The sequence below is a fragment of the Enterobacter sp. genome, assembly GCF_977039595.1.
This window is the reverse complement of the sequence record NZ_CDRQYH010000004.1, coordinates 28,929-42,812: the sequence shown is the minus strand read 5'-3', so window position 1 is coordinate 42,812 and position 13,884 is coordinate 28,929. Positions and strand designations below refer to the sequence as shown.

The following is a 13,884-nucleotide window of genomic DNA, read 5'->3' as shown; positions in this document are numbered from 1 at the left end:
ATTTTGCAAGAATTAATTGAATTATTTGGAAGCCGCGCGGGACCTTTCCCAGCCCGAGTTTTCTGATTAAATAACCAGCGGTGAGTAGTTGAGACATAACTTCGAATAATGCGTGATGCAGAAGTCGAAAGGAGAAATATACAGGTTTAAATATGAAAAAAGTCACTTTAGGTTTATTCATTATTGCCGCGCTGGGATGCTCTGCATCTTCGTTCGCAGCATCCACCGGTGAAGGGCAAATTAACTTCACAGGTGAAATTATCGATTCCGCCTGTCAGGTCGTTAACGGCTTAAGCAGTCCGCTGAATGTTGCGCTGGGCAAAGTATCCAAAACAACATTTACTGGTGTAGGCTCTACCAGCACCTTAACGAAATTTGATATTCAGTTAAAAGACTGCCCGGAAACGGTCACGTCTGCAGCCATTAATTTCGGTGGTACGCCAGATGCGGACAATAACACCACGCTGTCTTTGACCCCGGGTGCGACGACTGCAACTGGCGTGGCGATTCAGCTGGTTGATTCTTCCGAACAGCCTGTCAGTTTATATACGCCTTCAAAGCAGTATCCTTTAGCTGCTGGAACGACGGTAAATAATCTGGAGTTTGGCGCGCGTTATATTCAGACTCAGGCATCGATCACTGCCGGCCAGGCTAATTCAGCCTCTACTTTTACAGTGATTTATAACTGATACGACCAATGAGGAGATATTCGTCTTCATGCGAAGGCTAATATTTCCTCTTTCATTGAGACAGATTTATGCGACACAGTTATTTATTAAGCGCACTTTTACTGACCGCAGTAACAGCCCATGCAGGTGTGATTATTAATGGCACTCGACTGGTTTATCAGGGAGAGAAAAAAGAGTCTTCGATTGGGATTTCCAATCCGGATGAGATTAACTATCTGGTACAGTCCTGGGTAGATACCGGTTTGAAAAAAGGCGGTAAAGCGCCATTTCTGATTACTCCACCTCTGTTCCGTCTGAACGCTAAAGAAGATAACGTGTTGCGTGTGGTTCGTACCGGCGGAAATATGCCAGAAGACCGCGAGTCGTTGTACTGGTTAAATATTAAAGCCATTCCTTCTTCAAGCCATGAAGAGGGCATTAATACATTACAAATAGCCATTAATACCCGAATTAAATTGCTGTATCGCCCTGCATCGATTAAAGGCAAACCCGAAGAAGTTGCTGACAAACTGGAATGGCACCGCGAAGGCAATGATCTGGTGGTAAACAACCCCACGCCTTTCTATATGAATTTCCAGAGCGTTACGCTGAACGGCCAAAAAGTGGCAAAAGCGACCTGGGCTGTGCCAAATACCTCTACCCGCTTTGCTCTTCCGACAAATATGAGCGGTAACACCGTAAGCTGGTCGGTCATTACCGATTACGGAAGCATCAGTAAAACCTGGTCTGCATCCGTTCGTTAATACTCTGTTGACGCCTGAATAATCATGTACAGCACAAATAAGCCGCTATTACGTCGACTGCGTGAAATGCTGCCCACTTTTTTTGGAATAGCGGTGACATGCTGCGCGCTGCAGGCCCACGCTGATGATTATTTTAACCCTGCCCTGCTGGATATTGATAATCCAGAACAGGCAAAGACCGATCTCTCTGTTTATGAAAAAGGTCCCGGTCAGGCGCCAGGTAAATACCAGGTCACGGTGTTCGTCAATAACAATAAAATCGACACACGTGACGTCCTTTTTACATTAAAAAAAGATGCCCAGGGAGATGATTCCCTGCAGCCTTGCCTGAGTCTGGATGAATTAACGCGTCTGGGCATCAAAACCAAAGATTATCCAAAGCTGGCGGCAAAAGGGGAATGCGCGGACCTCAGCGCCATTCCTTCGGCCTCGGCAACTTTCCGCATCAAAAACCAGCAACTACTGCTGAGTATTCCCCAGTCGGCTCTGGGCCAGGTGCCTCGCGGCTACATCGATCCGAAAGAGTATGACGAAGGGATCACCGCGGGCATCCTGAACTATAGCGTTAACGCCAGCCAAAGCCGCGCTCGCCAGCAAGGGGAAGCGGACAACAGCAGCCAGTTTATTAACCTGCGCCCCGGTTTTAACATTGGTGCCTGGCGCGTGCGTAATTACAGCACCTGGAACCACAATTCGGATGGCGGTCAGGACGACGGCAAGCTGAACACGGTCTATACCTATGCCCAGCGCGATATCGTGGGGCTGAAGAGCGAGCTGACAGTGGGACAGAGCAGCACCCAGGCCGACGTTTTCGACAGTGTCTCTTACACTGGCGCACAGCTGGCTACCGAAAGCGACATGCTGCCGGACAGCGAGCGCGGGTATGCCCCGGTGGTACGCGGTACGGCGCACAGTAACGCCCAGGTGGTGGTTCGCCAGAATAGCTACGTTATCTACCAAAACACCGTCGCCCCAGGCGCGTTTGAGATTAACGATCTCTACCCTACCGGCAGCAGCGGCGATCTGAACGTCACGGTAAAAGAGACCGACGGCAGCGAGAGTCATTTCGTGGTTCCGTTTGCCTCCGTGCCTGTGCTGCAGCGGGAAAAACACCTGAAGTACAGCGTCGCTGCGGGGCGCTACCGTTCATACGATAAAGAGGTTGAGAAGACACCTTTCACCCAGGGCAGCGCCATCTATGGCCTGTCACACGGCGTCACCGTTTACGGCGGTACGCAACAGAGTTCGCATTACCACTCCGCCGCGCTCGGCGCAGGGAAAAACTTTGGCGACCTCGGAGCGTTCTCCCTGGACGTTACCCGCGCCAAAGCGTTACTGAAAAAGCGCAAAACCAGCAAAGGGCAATCCCTTCGTCTGCGCTATAGCAAAAATTTTACCGCGACCGGCACTAACTTTTCGCTGGCGGGTTATCGCTACAACAGCAAAGGCTTTTATACCCTGCAGGACACCATGGAGTCCTGGACCAGTGCAAACGACTGGTCCGCTCCACAGCAGCGCCGCTCGCGGGCGGAGGCCACCATCGACCAGACCCTGGGCGACAAGCGGGGTTCGGTGACGCTAAGCCTGGTGAAAGAGCGTTACTGGAGCCAGAGTCAGGATATGACCTCCCTGAGCGTTAACTACAACAACAGCTGGCACGGCGTGAGCTATAGCCTGAGCTACAGCGTCAATAAAAACAGCAACGACACGGACGAGGACGGTAAATCCATCAGCTATGACCGACAAATCGGCCTCAACGTGTCGGTTCCACTCGACCGCTGGCTGCCTAACACCTGGGCAAACTACAGCCTGAACAACAGTAAAGACGGCACCACCCACAACCTGGGCCTGAATGGTACCGCGCTGGAGGGAGACAAGCTGAGCTGGAACGTTCAGCAGGGGCTGGACAGCGCCAATAACAACACCGCCACCAGTATGAATGCGGATTACAAAGGCACCTACGGTGAAGTGCACGGCGGCGTAAGCCAGGACAGCCATCAGCACACCGTGAACGCCGGGATCCAGGGCGGCATTGTCGCCCACTCTGACGGCATCACCTTCGGTCAGACCCTGGGAGAAAACGTGGTGCTGATTAAAGCGCCGGGCACGCATGGCACACACGTTGCCAACCAGACGGGCGTGGAAACGGACTATCGCGGCTATACGCTGGTGCCGTTTGTCACTCCGTGGCATCACACCCCAATTTCGCTGGACACGGAGACACTGCCAGAAGATGCCGACGTGACGCACGCCTCGCAGACGGTTACGCCAACACGCGGCGCGATAGTTCGCGCCAGCTTCGATACTCGCGTGGGCAACCGCGTCTTAATGACGCTGGCCAGGAAAGACAAACCGCTGCCCTTCGGCGCAACGGTCACCACGGAAGATAAGAGCAGTGAATTTATCGTCGGTAACGATGGACTGGTGTATCTCACCGGACTGCCGCAGCACGGACGCCTTTTCGTTTCCTGGGGCAAGGAGGGAAGCGAGCATTGCGTCGCCGATTACGCCCTGATGCAAGAGAAGGATAACACCAACATTATTAACGCTGCGGCGCAGTGTCACTGATTAACACCGGACCGATCATGATGCAGATAGCAAAATCATTTTTCTTACTTTTAGTTCTGGCGACGGCGGCACTCTTTATGCCGCACGCGAAAGCTTCTTGCCAATCGCCGAGCCTGCCCGCGCTACTATCATTAACGTCGATTTCAGTCTCCACCAGCCTGCCCGTAGGTTCGACCATTCCGGGAACTGAACGCACCGTGCAAATATCGGGAAACTGTTACTACGCGCCAGATGCGGGTCAGCCAATCATCGCGTGCTACAACGGCTTCGGCAAAGAGATCCCCGGGCTCCCTGGCGTCTATGAAACAGGCGTTGCTGGTATCGGCATCTCGCTAAGAAATGATAAAGGACAGCGCGTGACTGGCGCGGCGGACCAGATTTGTTCGGCGAACGTGCCCGTAGGCCAGGTCTCCGGTACGATAAACAGCGACTCTACCATCCCCTTTAGCTTTGACGTGATGCTGGAACTGGTAAAAACCAGCGAAACCGTGGCTTCAGGCGCACTGACGATGAGCAATACGCAATTCAACCTTGAAGTTGGACGCAATGAGGCCCTGGGTGACCCTAATACCCTCTCTTACTCAGGTAATGTTCAGGTAAAAGCAGTGACCTGTTCGGTGTCACCTAAATCCCTGACCGTAACGCTGGGTGATTTTCCGGTGAGCCGTTTTACCGGTCCGGGAACCCTGGTCTCACAGTCGGTATTCAATATCGGCATGCTCTGCGATCGGGATGTACAGCCGGAAATGATGATCACCAGTGCCAATGGCTATGAAACGAATTTTCCCGGCGTGATCAAATTAACGCCGGAAAGCGGCGTCGCCACCGGCGTGGGGGTGAAAATGCTCTTTAACGGTCAGATACCTGTTTTCGGGCAATATATGAATACCTTTACCGCCTATGCCAATGTCCAGTCGCAATATCCCTTCAGCGTCTCTTACGAACAAACCAGTTCGGAGGTGACGCCCGGAACGGCGAATGCCGTCGCAACCATTACGGTAGCCTACAAATGAAAACGTTAATAACCCTTTTACTGCTTGGAGTGGCCAGCCAGAGCCTGGCGGAAGAAATTCAACTCGATGTTCGCGGAAACATTTACGCCAACGCCTGCCAGGTGGACAGCGCCAGCCAGAACCTGACGGTCAATCTGGGCAACGCGAATACCGGCGATTTTAAGGATGTGGGCGATACCGGACAATGGAAATCATTCGACTTAACCCTGTCAAAATGCCCAACCACTTCCGTGCTGGCCACGGCCACCTTTCACGGTCAGCCAGACAGCCTTCATCCGACTAAATTCGCCAGCACCGGAACCGCGAAAGGACTGGCGCTGGAGCTTGCCGACCCGCAGGATCAGATCTCGCTTGCCCCGGACGCCAGCTTCAGCGTGCTGATCAACCAGAACAATCACACGGCGGATTTCCCGCTGGCCGCTCGCTATTACGCCACCTCATTGCCGGTCACGGCAGGAACGTTCAGCAGCGTGGTACAGGTAACCTTCATTTACCAGTAGGACTGCGCCCCTTAGCACGGATGCTTTTCTTGCGCCCGGCGGCTGGCTTTGCCGGGCGTTTTTTTATCTCGGGCACCTCCGGCTGTTCGATCGGGAAGATCGGCAGAGCGTTCAGTAGCCGTTGGCCGTAATTTTTGGTGAGCAGACGTTTGTCATAAATCACCACCTCCCCCCAGCAGCCGTGGCTACGAATCAAGCGACCGACCTGCTGAATCAGGTTAAACGATGCCGCAGGTAAACTCTGCACCTCAAACGGATAGCGGTTGAGGCTTTTCAGCCATTCCCCTTCGGTGATCACCACCGGGCTGTCGATAGGCGGGAAGGCGATTTTATGGATATGCACCTGCGTCAGGTAATCGCCCTTCAAATCCAGACCTTCCGCGAAGGACTGTAATCCCACCAGCACGCTGCGCTCGCCGTTATCAATGCGTTTGCGGTGCGTTTCCACCAGCCGGTAGCGCGGCTGATCGCCCTGGACCAGCAGCAATAAACGCAGATCGGTGACGTGCTCCAGGAAGCGCTGCATCGCGCGTCCGCTGGCAAACAGCACCAGCATGCCAGGGTATTTCCTGCTCTCAACCTGTTCGCGGAAGTAGGCCGCCATTTCCGCAATGTGCTGCTCTTCATTGTCGATGAGCGGCTCGAATTTCATGCGCGGGATCACCAGCTTACCCTGCTCGCAGTGGTTAAACGGCGAGTCCAGCGCGACAAAACGATCGCCCGCTTTCTCTTTCAGGCCGCTCATCTCCTGCAGCCGCGAGAAGCTGTTCAGGGAGCGCAGCGTGGCGGAGGTCACCACCACATGCGGCACGCTGCGCCAGATGAGCTTTTCCAGCTGATCGGCCACGCGGATGCCCACGCAGTGGAAAAAGAGATGCACCTGGCCGTCCCGCACTTCACGGGTGGCCCATTTGGTGACCGGCGCGCCCGACGCCTGCGCCATCGAGGCCAGCCGCCAGAGCTTGCTCTGCGCTTCGAACATCCCCAGCGCACGGTTCATTTGCAGAAGGATACGGTGCAGGCGAACAACGTCATGGGTGCCGGTTTTCTCGCTGAGATCGTTTAAGAACATCTCCGCCAGCCCGCGCAGCTTTTCGAGGTGCTTCGCCAGCTGCTGGCAGATCTCCATCACCTCGTCCGGCAGTTCGCCCATAGCAAAGCGGTGTTCGGCCTCCTGGGTTGCCGGAAGATAAAGATTCAGGATGTTGTTCAGAGACGAGATAAGGCTGTATACCTCTTCACAGTGGTCGCTCAGACGCTCCGGTACCGCCAGCGGCGGCGTGGTTTTCGGGCGGAACTGCTCCATGCAGGTGGCGACAAGCTTGCAGAAGAGATCCAGCTGCAGGCGGAACCAGGGCGCGGTAATTTCCGCGCTCATCTCCAGCGCGTCGCGCGCCACGTCGGGCAGATGGTGTCCTTCGTCGAGCACCAGCAGCAGGTTTTTCGGCTCCGGCAGCACCGCTTCGCTCTCCAGCGCCGCCATCACCAGGGCGTGGTTAGCCACCACCACTTCGGCTTCCTGAATTTCGCGCCGCGCGACGAAGAACGGGCATTCGCGGTAGTAGTGACAGTTGCGGTTCAGACAGCTGGCTTTGTCGGTGCTGAGCCTGCGCCACAGATCGTCGCTGATGGCTTTATCGGTGTGATCGCGCAGGCCGTCCCACTTATAGCCATCAAGATCGCCTTTAAGCGTTGCGCAGAGCTCCTGCTCGGCTTTGTTGTTTGGCGTGAGATCGTCGCCGAGGAACGCCAACAAATCCTGTTGCGACGCCTCGCTGCTGGCAAGCCCTGCCAGATTACGCGGGCAGACGTAGCGCCCACGGCCGAAGGCGGCCGTAAACCGCAGGTCGGGGATGATTTTGCGCAGCAGCGGTAAATCTTTACTAAAGATCTGGTCCTGCAAGGCCACGTTGGCGGTGCTGACCACCAGCGTTTTGTCCTCCTCCCGCGCGATGGCGATGCCGGGAATGAGATACGACAGGGTTTTCCCGACGCCGGTCGGGGCTTCAATCGCCAGATGTCGCCCGTCGTCCCCGGCGAGCGTTTTTGCCACGTCAGCAATCATCTGCCGCTGCGGCGCTCGGGGGATAAAGTCGGGGATCTGCTGTTGTAGCGCCTTATACCATGCGCCAATTTGCGCTTTCAGCGCAGCGGTTAAAGCCATCGGAAAACCTGAAACACTGTATAAACAGCCACTATTGTGGCACTTTCTCTTCTCTGCCGCAAAAAGAAAAGCCCGGCTTTACGACCGGGCTTCCATATTACTGCGGGTTAGCAGGCTTGCGCGGGCGGCGTCGACGCTGCCCTTCCCCTGCCGGCTTGCCTTCGCCGCTGCGCCAAGGGTTTTCGCCGGCCGGTTTGCCGTCGTTGCTACGACGCGGCGGTTTGCCGGATGACTTCGGCGCGCCACCTTCGGCACGACGCGGCTGCTGGCCGCGACCGCCGCCGCCCTGACCGCGACCGCCCTGGCGACCGTTCTGAATCGGCTCGGCTTTGATTGACGGGTCCACTTCATAGCCCGGGGTTTCGATACGCGGAATCTCTTTCTTCAGCAGGCGTTCGATATCACGCAGCAGCTTGTGCTCGTCAACGCAAACCAGAGAGAGCGCTTCACCGGTGGCCGCCGCACGGCCGGTACGGCCGATACGGTGCACGTAATCTTCCGGCACGTTTGGCAGCTCGTAGTTCACCACGTGCGGCAGCTCTTCAATGTCGAGGCCACGGGCAGCGATGTCGGTGGCCACCAGCACGCGGATGTCGCCGGACTTGAAGTCCGCCAGCGCACGGGTACGCGCACCCTGGCTCTTGTTACCGTGGATCGCAGCGCTGCGGATGCCGTCTTTGTTCAGCTGTTCAGCCAGGTGGTTGGCACCGTGCTTGGTGCGGGTAAAGACCAGCACCTGCTGCCAGTTGCCCTGGCCTATCATCTGGGAGAGCAGTTCCCGCTTGCGCTTTTTATCAACAAAGTGAACGTGCTGCGTCACCTGCTCGGAGGCGGTGTTGCGGCGCGCCACTTCCACTTCCAGCGGGTTATGCAGCAGCTTTTCCGCCAGCGCCTTGATCTCGTCGGAGAAGGTGGCGGAGAAGAGCAGGTTCTGACGACGCGCAGGCAGCTTGGCCAGCACGCGACGAATATCATGGATGAAGCCCATGTCGAGCATGCGGTCGGCTTCGTCCAGCACCAGAATTTCAATGCTATCGAGCTTCACCGCGTTCTGGTGTTCGAGATCAAGCAGACGGCCCGGCGTTGCTATGAGCACGTCCACGCCGCCGCGCAGCTTCATCATCTGCGGGTTGATGCTGACGCCACCGAAAACCACCAGCGAGCGAATGTTGAGATAGCGGCTATAGTCACGCACGTTCTCGCCAATCTGCGCGGCCAGCTCGCGGGTTGGGGTGAGGATCAGGGCACGAACCGGACGACGGCCTTTGGCGTGCGGCTGATTTTTTACCAGAAGCTCTAACAGCGGCAGGGTAAAGCCCGCGGTTTTACCGGTGCCGGTCTGGGCGCTGGCCATCAGATCACGTCCCTGAAGAACGGCGGGGATCGCCTGCTGCTGGATTGGGGTTGGCTCAACGTAGCCCTGCTCTGCGATCGCGCGCAGAATTTCCGGGTTCAGGCCAAGGGAATCAAAAGACATAAAAACTCCGAACCGCCCCGACCATCACAGGTGTAGTTTTCAGGGAGATATAACAATTGAGAGGACAAAAACCACAATGTCGCGAAGGAGCGGAGTGTAGCAGCTTTTGTGACGTGGCGCATAAAATATCCCTCCGCATTCCCTCGACGTTAGCGGGAATCAGGCATAATCTTAATCAATCGATTGATTAATTCTTAATGCCGCCATGAATACCACACCCACAACAACCAAAGGTGAACAGGCCAAAAACCAGCTTATCGCCGCCGCGCTGGCGCAGTTTGGTGAGTACGGCCTGCATGCAACCACACGCGATATCGCGGCGTTGGCCGGGCAGAACATTGCGGCTATTACCTACTATTTTGGTTCAAAAGAAGATTTATATCTCGCCTGCGCCGAGTGGATTGCCGATTTTATCGGCACGCAGTTTCACCCACACGTAGAGGAAGCCACCGCGCTGCTCGGCCAGCCGTCGCCCGATCGCGAGGCCATCCGCCAGCTGATCCTCAATGCCTGTAACAACATGATCCGCCTGCTGACGCACGACGATACGCTCAACCTGAGCAAGTTTATCTCCCGCGAGCAGCTCTCCCCCACTGCCGCCTACCAGCGGGTACACGATCGGGTCATTGCTCCGATGCATACCCACCTGACCCGGCTGATCGCCGCCTATACCGGGCGGGACGCCAGTGATACCGAGACAATTTTGCATACCCACGCCCTGCTGGGTGAAATCCTTGCCTTCCGTCTGGGCAGGGAAACCATCCTGTTACGCACCGGCTGGACACAATTTGATGAGGATAAAGCCGCGCAGATAGGCGAGGTGATCGCCTGTCATCTCGATCTGATCCTGCAAGGCTTAACGCAAAGGAGCCTGAAGTCATGAAAAAACCTGTCGCCATCATTCTGGTGGTCGTTGTTTTGCTTGCCGCAGGCGTCGGTGGATGGCTGTGGTATCAAGGCCATCAGGATAAAGGCCTGACGCTGTACGGTAACGTGGATATTCGCACGGTGAACATGAGCTTCCGCGTAGGCGGTCGTCTCGCCTCGCTGAGCGTTGACGAAGGCGATGCCATTAAAAGCGGGCAGACGCTGGGGATGCTGGACAAAGCGCCCTATGAGAATGCGCTGCTGCAGGCCAAAGCAGGCGTGTCCGTCGCCCAGGCACAGTATGACCTGATGCTGGCCGGCTATCGCGACGAAGAGATTGCCCAGGCTGCCGCCGCCGTTAAGCAGGCGCAGGCCGCCTATGTCTACGCGCAGAACTTCTACGCGCGCCAGCAGGGGCTGTGGAAAAGCCGCACCATTTCCGCCAACGATCTGGAAAATGCGCGTTCGTCCCGCGACCAGGCGCAGGCAACGCTAAAATCCGCGCAGGATAAGTTAAGCCAGTACCACACCGGTAACCGCCCGCAGGATATCGCCCAGGCGAAAGCCAGCCTTGAACAGGCGCAGGCGCAGCTGGCGCAGGCAGAGCTCGATCTGCACGACACCACCTTAATCGCACCGTCTGACGGTACGCTGATGACCCGCGCCGTGGAGCCGGGCAGCATGCTCAGCGCGGGCAGCACCGTCTTAACGCTATCTCTGACTCGCCCGTTCTGGGTGCGCGCCTACATTGATGAACCCAATCTCGGCCAGATGCAGCCGGGCCGCGAGCTGCTGCTCTATACCGACGGTCGCCCGGACAAGCCGTATCACGGCAAAGTGGGCTTTGTCTCCCCTACCGCCGAATTCACGCCGAAAACCGTTGAAACACCGGACCTGCGTACCGACCTGGTGTATCGCCTGCGCATCATCGTGACCGATGCGGACGACGCGCTGCGCCAGGGCATGCCCGTCACCGTAAAAGTAGACAACGGGGAACGACATGAATGACGCGGTTATTCAGCTCAACAATCTGGTTAAACGCTTCGCGGGAATGGACAAACCGGCCGTCGCGCCGCTGAACTGCACTATCCGGAAAGGCTATGTGACCGGGCTGGTCGGCCCGGACGGCGCGGGGAAAACCACGCTGATGCGGATGCTGGCGGGACTGCTGAAGCCGGATGAAGGCTCGGCCAGCGTGCTGGGCCTGGATCCGATTAAAGACGACGGCGCGCTCCACGCCATGCTCGGCTATATGCCGCAGAAGTTTGGCCTGTATGAAGATCTGACGGTGATGGAAAACCTGAACCTGTACGCCGACCTGCGCAGCGTTACCGGCGAAACGCGACAGAAAACCTTCGCCCGCCTGCTGGAGTTTACCTCCCTCGGCCCGTTCACCGACCGGCTGGCGGGCAAGCTCTCCGGTGGGATGAAGCAGAAGCTGGGGCTTGCCTGCACGCTGGTTGGCGAGCCAAAGGTGCTGCTGCTGGACGAGCCCGGCGTCGGCGTGGATCCGATTTCGCGACGAGAACTGTGGCAGATGGTGCACGAGCTGGCGGGTGACGGGATGCTGATCCTCTGGAGCACCTCCTACCTCGACGAAGCGGAGCAGTGCCGTGACGTGCTGCTGATGAACGAAGGCGAACTGCTTTATCAGGGCGAGCCTACGACGCTGACGCAGAGCATGGCCGGGCGCAGCTTCCTGCTGCACAGCCCGCAGGAGTCCAACCGCAGGCTGCTGCAGCGGGTGCTCAAACTGCCGCAGGTCAGCGACGGGATGATTCAGGGCCGCTCGGTACGGGTGATCCTCAAAAAAGAGACCACAATCGACGATATTCGCCATGCGCCCGGCATGCCGACGATAGAGATGGAAGAGACCGCGCCGCGCTTTGAGGACGCGTTTATCGACCTGCTGGGCGGCGCGGGCACGTCAGAATCGCCGCTTGGGGCGATTCTGCACACGGTGGAAGGCACGCCGGGCGAAACGGTGATCGAAGCCAAATCCCTCACCAAAAAGTTCGGGGATTTCGCCGCCACCGATAACGTGAATTTTGCCGTGAAGCGCGGCGAGATTTTTGGCCTGCTCGGGCCGAACGGTGCGGGAAAATCGACCACCTTTAAGATGATGTGCGGCCTGCTGGTGCCGACGTCCGGCAAGGCGCTGGTGCTGGATATGGACCTGAAGGTCAGCTCCGGCAAGGCGCGCCAGCACCTGGGCTACATGGCGCAGAAATTCTCCCTGTATGGCAACCTGACGGTCGAGCAGAATCTGCGCTTTTTCTCCGGCGTGTATGGCCTGCGCGGGCGGGCGCAGAACGACAAAATCCGCCGCATGAGCGATGCCTTCGGGTTAACGAACATTGCTTCACACGCCACCGACGAGCTGCCGCTCGGCTTTAAGCAGCGGCTGGCGCTGGCCTGCTCGCTGATGCACGAGCCGGATATTCTGTTTCTGGATGAACCCACGTCTGGCGTTGATCCCATTACCCGCCGCGAGTTCTGGCTGCATATCAATAGCATGGTGGAAAAAGGCGTGACCGTGATGGTGACCACCCACTTCATGGACGAGGCGGAGTACTGCGACCGCATCGGGCTGGTGTATCGCGGCAAGCTGATTGCCCACGGCACGCCGGACGACCTGAAAAACCAGGCCGCCGACGATGAGGTACCGGACCCGACCATGGAGCAGGCGTTTATCACCCTCATCCACGACTGGGATAAGGAGAATGCCCATGCGCAGTAAGGCCATTTCCTGGCGCAGGGTGCGCGCGCTGTGCATTAAAGAGACGCGGCAGATCGTGCGTGACCCCAGCAGTTGGCTGATTGCGGTAGTGATCCCCCTGCTGCTGCTGTTTATCTTTGGCTACGGCATTAACCTGGATTCCAGCAAGCTGCGGGTCGGGATTTTACTCGAACAGCAGAGCAAAGAGGCGCTGGACTTTACCCACGCCATGACCGGTTCGCCCTACATTGACGCCACCATCAGCGACAATCGTCAGGAACTGATCCAGAAGATGCAGGCCGGGAAGATTCGCGGTCTGATCGTCATTCCGGTGGATTTTGCCGCCAACATGGCGCGGGCAAATACCGATGCGCCGATCCAGGTGATTACCGACGGCAGCGAGCCAAACACCGCGAACTTCGTGCAGGGCTACGCGGAGGGGATCTGGCAGCTGTGGCAAATGCAGCGGGCGGAAGATCGGGGTGAAGAATTTAAACCGCTGATCGACGTACAGACCCGCTACTGGTTTAACCCCGCCGCCATCAGCCAGCACTTTATTATTCCGGGCGCGGTGACGATTATCATGACGGTGATTGGCGCGATCCTAACCTCGCTGGTGATCGCCCGCGAGTGGGAGCGCGGCACCATGGAGGCGCTGCTTTCAACCGAAGTGACGCGCGTCGAGCTGCTGCTGTGCAAGCTCATTCCCTACTACTTCCTCGGCATGCTGGCAATGCTGCTCTGTATGCTGGTGTCAGTCTTTATCCTCGGCGTGCCGTATCGCGGCTCGCTGGTCGTGCTGTTCTTTATCACCAGCCTGTTTTTACTCAGCACGCTTGGCATGGGGCTACTCATCTCCACCATCACCCGCAACCAGTTTAACGCCGCGCAGGTGGCGCTGAATGCCGCTTTCCTGCCGTCAATCATGCTCTCAGGGTTTATCTTCCAGATAGACAGTATGCCTGCCGTCATCCGCGCCGTGACCTACATTATCCCGGCGCGCTACTTCGTGAGCACGCTGCAAAGCCTGTTCCTGGCGGGGAATATTCCGGTAGTGCTGATTATCAACACGCTGTTTTTAATGGCGTCGGCGGTGATGTTTATCGGTTTGACGTGGATGAAAACCAAACGGCGGTTAGATTAA

General features: G+C 57.0%; 11 protein-coding genes. 9 read left to right on the top strand and 2 right to left on the bottom strand.

Features of this window, described 5'->3' with window-relative positions; genetic code table 11:
• The first annotated feature begins 152 nt into the window (after positions 1-152).
• From ACWYRJ_RS02395 to ACWYRJ_RS02375, 5 genes are all read left to right on the top strand, one after another.
• Complete coding sequence (locus tag ACWYRJ_RS02395) at positions 153-689, top strand: fimbrial protein (RefSeq protein WP_149366209.1); 537 nt, start codon at positions 153-155, stop codon at positions 687-689.
• A 68-nt stretch (positions 690-757) separates the two neighbouring features.
• A complete protein-coding gene (locus tag ACWYRJ_RS02390; protein WP_149366208.1) occupies positions 758-1,432 on the top strand; it encodes a fimbrial biogenesis chaperone in 675 nt (224 codons plus the stop codon).
• A gap of 24 nt (positions 1,433-1,456) precedes the next feature.
• The gene (locus ACWYRJ_RS02385; protein WP_455507346.1) at positions 1,457-4,000 is read left to right on the top strand and encodes a fimbria/pilus outer membrane usher protein; all 2,544 of its coding nucleotides are present in this window, start codon (positions 1,457-1,459) and stop codon (positions 3,998-4,000) included.
• 20 nt (positions 4,001-4,020) lie between these two features.
• Positions 4,021-5,013 carry a fimbrial protein gene (locus ACWYRJ_RS02380; RefSeq protein WP_455507378.1) on the top strand — a complete coding sequence of 331 codons (993 nt, stop codon included), beginning with the start codon at positions 4,021-4,023 and terminating at the stop codon, positions 5,011-5,013.
• Positions 5,010-5,513 carry a fimbrial protein gene (locus tag ACWYRJ_RS02375; protein ID WP_111963831.1) on the top strand — a complete coding sequence of 168 codons (504 nt, stop codon included), beginning with the start codon at positions 5,010-5,012 and terminating at the stop codon, positions 5,511-5,513. Before ACWYRJ_RS02380 ends, ACWYRJ_RS02375 begins: the two co-directional genes overlap by 4 nt.
• On the opposite strand, the gene dinG is transcribed toward ACWYRJ_RS02375, so the two are convergent.
• Positions 5,500-7,677 (bottom strand): ATP-dependent DNA helicase DinG, encoded by a 2,178-nt coding sequence (dinG, locus tag ACWYRJ_RS02370; RefSeq protein ID WP_455507345.1) that lies wholly within the window; start codon positions 7,675-7,677, stop codon positions 5,500-5,502. The two genes, ACWYRJ_RS02375 and dinG, sit on opposite strands and share 14 nt — an antisense overlap.
• Positions 7,678-7,774: 97 nt before the next feature.
• Positions 7,775-9,154 (bottom strand): ATP-dependent RNA helicase RhlE, encoded by a 1,380-nt coding sequence (gene rhlE / locus ACWYRJ_RS02365; protein ID WP_133294033.1) that lies wholly within the window; start codon positions 9,152-9,154, stop codon positions 7,775-7,777.
• Between the two features lie 205 nt (positions 9,155-9,359).
• On the opposite strand from rhlE, the gene cecR reads away from it, so the two are divergent.
• Genes cecR through ACWYRJ_RS02345 form a run of 4 tightly spaced genes read left to right on the top strand, consistent with a single transcriptional unit; the run spans position 9,360 to position 13,884 of the window.
• Positions 9,360-10,037, top strand: a complete 678-nt coding sequence (cecR, locus tag ACWYRJ_RS02360; RefSeq protein WP_455507344.1) for a transcriptional regulator CecR — start codon at positions 9,360-9,362, stop codon at positions 10,035-10,037.
• Entirely contained in the window at positions 10,034-11,029 is a 996-nt protein-coding gene (gene hlyD, locus ACWYRJ_RS02355; RefSeq protein ID WP_455507343.1) for a secretion protein HlyD, read from the top strand. The genes cecR and hlyD overlap by 4 nt, the downstream gene beginning before the upstream one ends.
• Positions 11,022-12,761: an ATP-binding cassette domain-containing protein gene (locus tag ACWYRJ_RS02350; RefSeq protein WP_455507342.1), complete on the top strand. Its 1,740-nt coding sequence runs from the start codon at positions 11,022-11,024 to the stop codon at positions 12,759-12,761. The genes hlyD and ACWYRJ_RS02350 overlap by 8 nt, the downstream gene beginning before the upstream one ends.
• Complete coding sequence (locus ACWYRJ_RS02345; protein ID WP_223581692.1) at positions 12,751-13,884, top strand: ABC transporter permease; 1,134 nt, start codon at positions 12,751-12,753, stop codon at positions 13,882-13,884. The genes ACWYRJ_RS02350 and ACWYRJ_RS02345 overlap by 11 nt, the downstream gene beginning before the upstream one ends.

What these genes read in the sequence shown, in the direction of transcription:
- cecR (WP_455507344.1), top strand. Translation starts at nt 9,360, where the DNA reads ATGAATACCACACCCACAACAACCAAAGGTGAACAGGCCAAAAACCAG.
- ACWYRJ_RS02350 (WP_455507342.1), top strand. Translation starts at nt 11,022, where the DNA reads ATGAATGACGCGGTTATTCAGCTCAACAATCTGGTTAAACGCTTCGCG.
- ACWYRJ_RS02395 (WP_149366209.1), top strand. Translation starts at nt 153, where the DNA reads ATGAAAAAAGTCACTTTAGGTTTATTCATTATTGCCGCGCTGGGATGC.
- ACWYRJ_RS02385 (WP_455507346.1), top strand. Translation starts at nt 1,457, where the DNA reads ATGTACAGCACAAATAAGCCGCTATTACGTCGACTGCGTGAAATGCTG.
- ACWYRJ_RS02345 (WP_223581692.1), top strand. Translation starts at nt 12,751, where the DNA reads ATGCGCAGTAAGGCCATTTCCTGGCGCAGGGTGCGCGCGCTGTGCATT.
- ACWYRJ_RS02390 (WP_149366208.1), top strand. Translation starts at nt 758, where the DNA reads ATGCGACACAGTTATTTATTAAGCGCACTTTTACTGACCGCAGTAACA.
- rhlE (WP_133294033.1), bottom strand. Translation starts at nt 9,154, where the DNA reads ATGTCTTTTGATTCCCTTGGCCTGAACCCGGAAATTCTGCGCGCGATC.
- ACWYRJ_RS02380 (WP_455507378.1), top strand. Translation starts at nt 4,021, where the DNA reads ATGCAGATAGCAAAATCATTTTTCTTACTTTTAGTTCTGGCGACGGCG.
- dinG (WP_455507345.1), bottom strand. Translation starts at nt 7,677, where the DNA reads ATGGCTTTAACCGCTGCGCTGAAAGCGCAAATTGGCGCATGGTATAAG.
- ACWYRJ_RS02375 (WP_111963831.1), top strand. Translation starts at nt 5,010, where the DNA reads ATGAAAACGTTAATAACCCTTTTACTGCTTGGAGTGGCCAGCCAGAGC.
- hlyD (WP_455507343.1), top strand. Translation starts at nt 10,034, where the DNA reads ATGAAAAAACCTGTCGCCATCATTCTGGTGGTCGTTGTTTTGCTTGCC.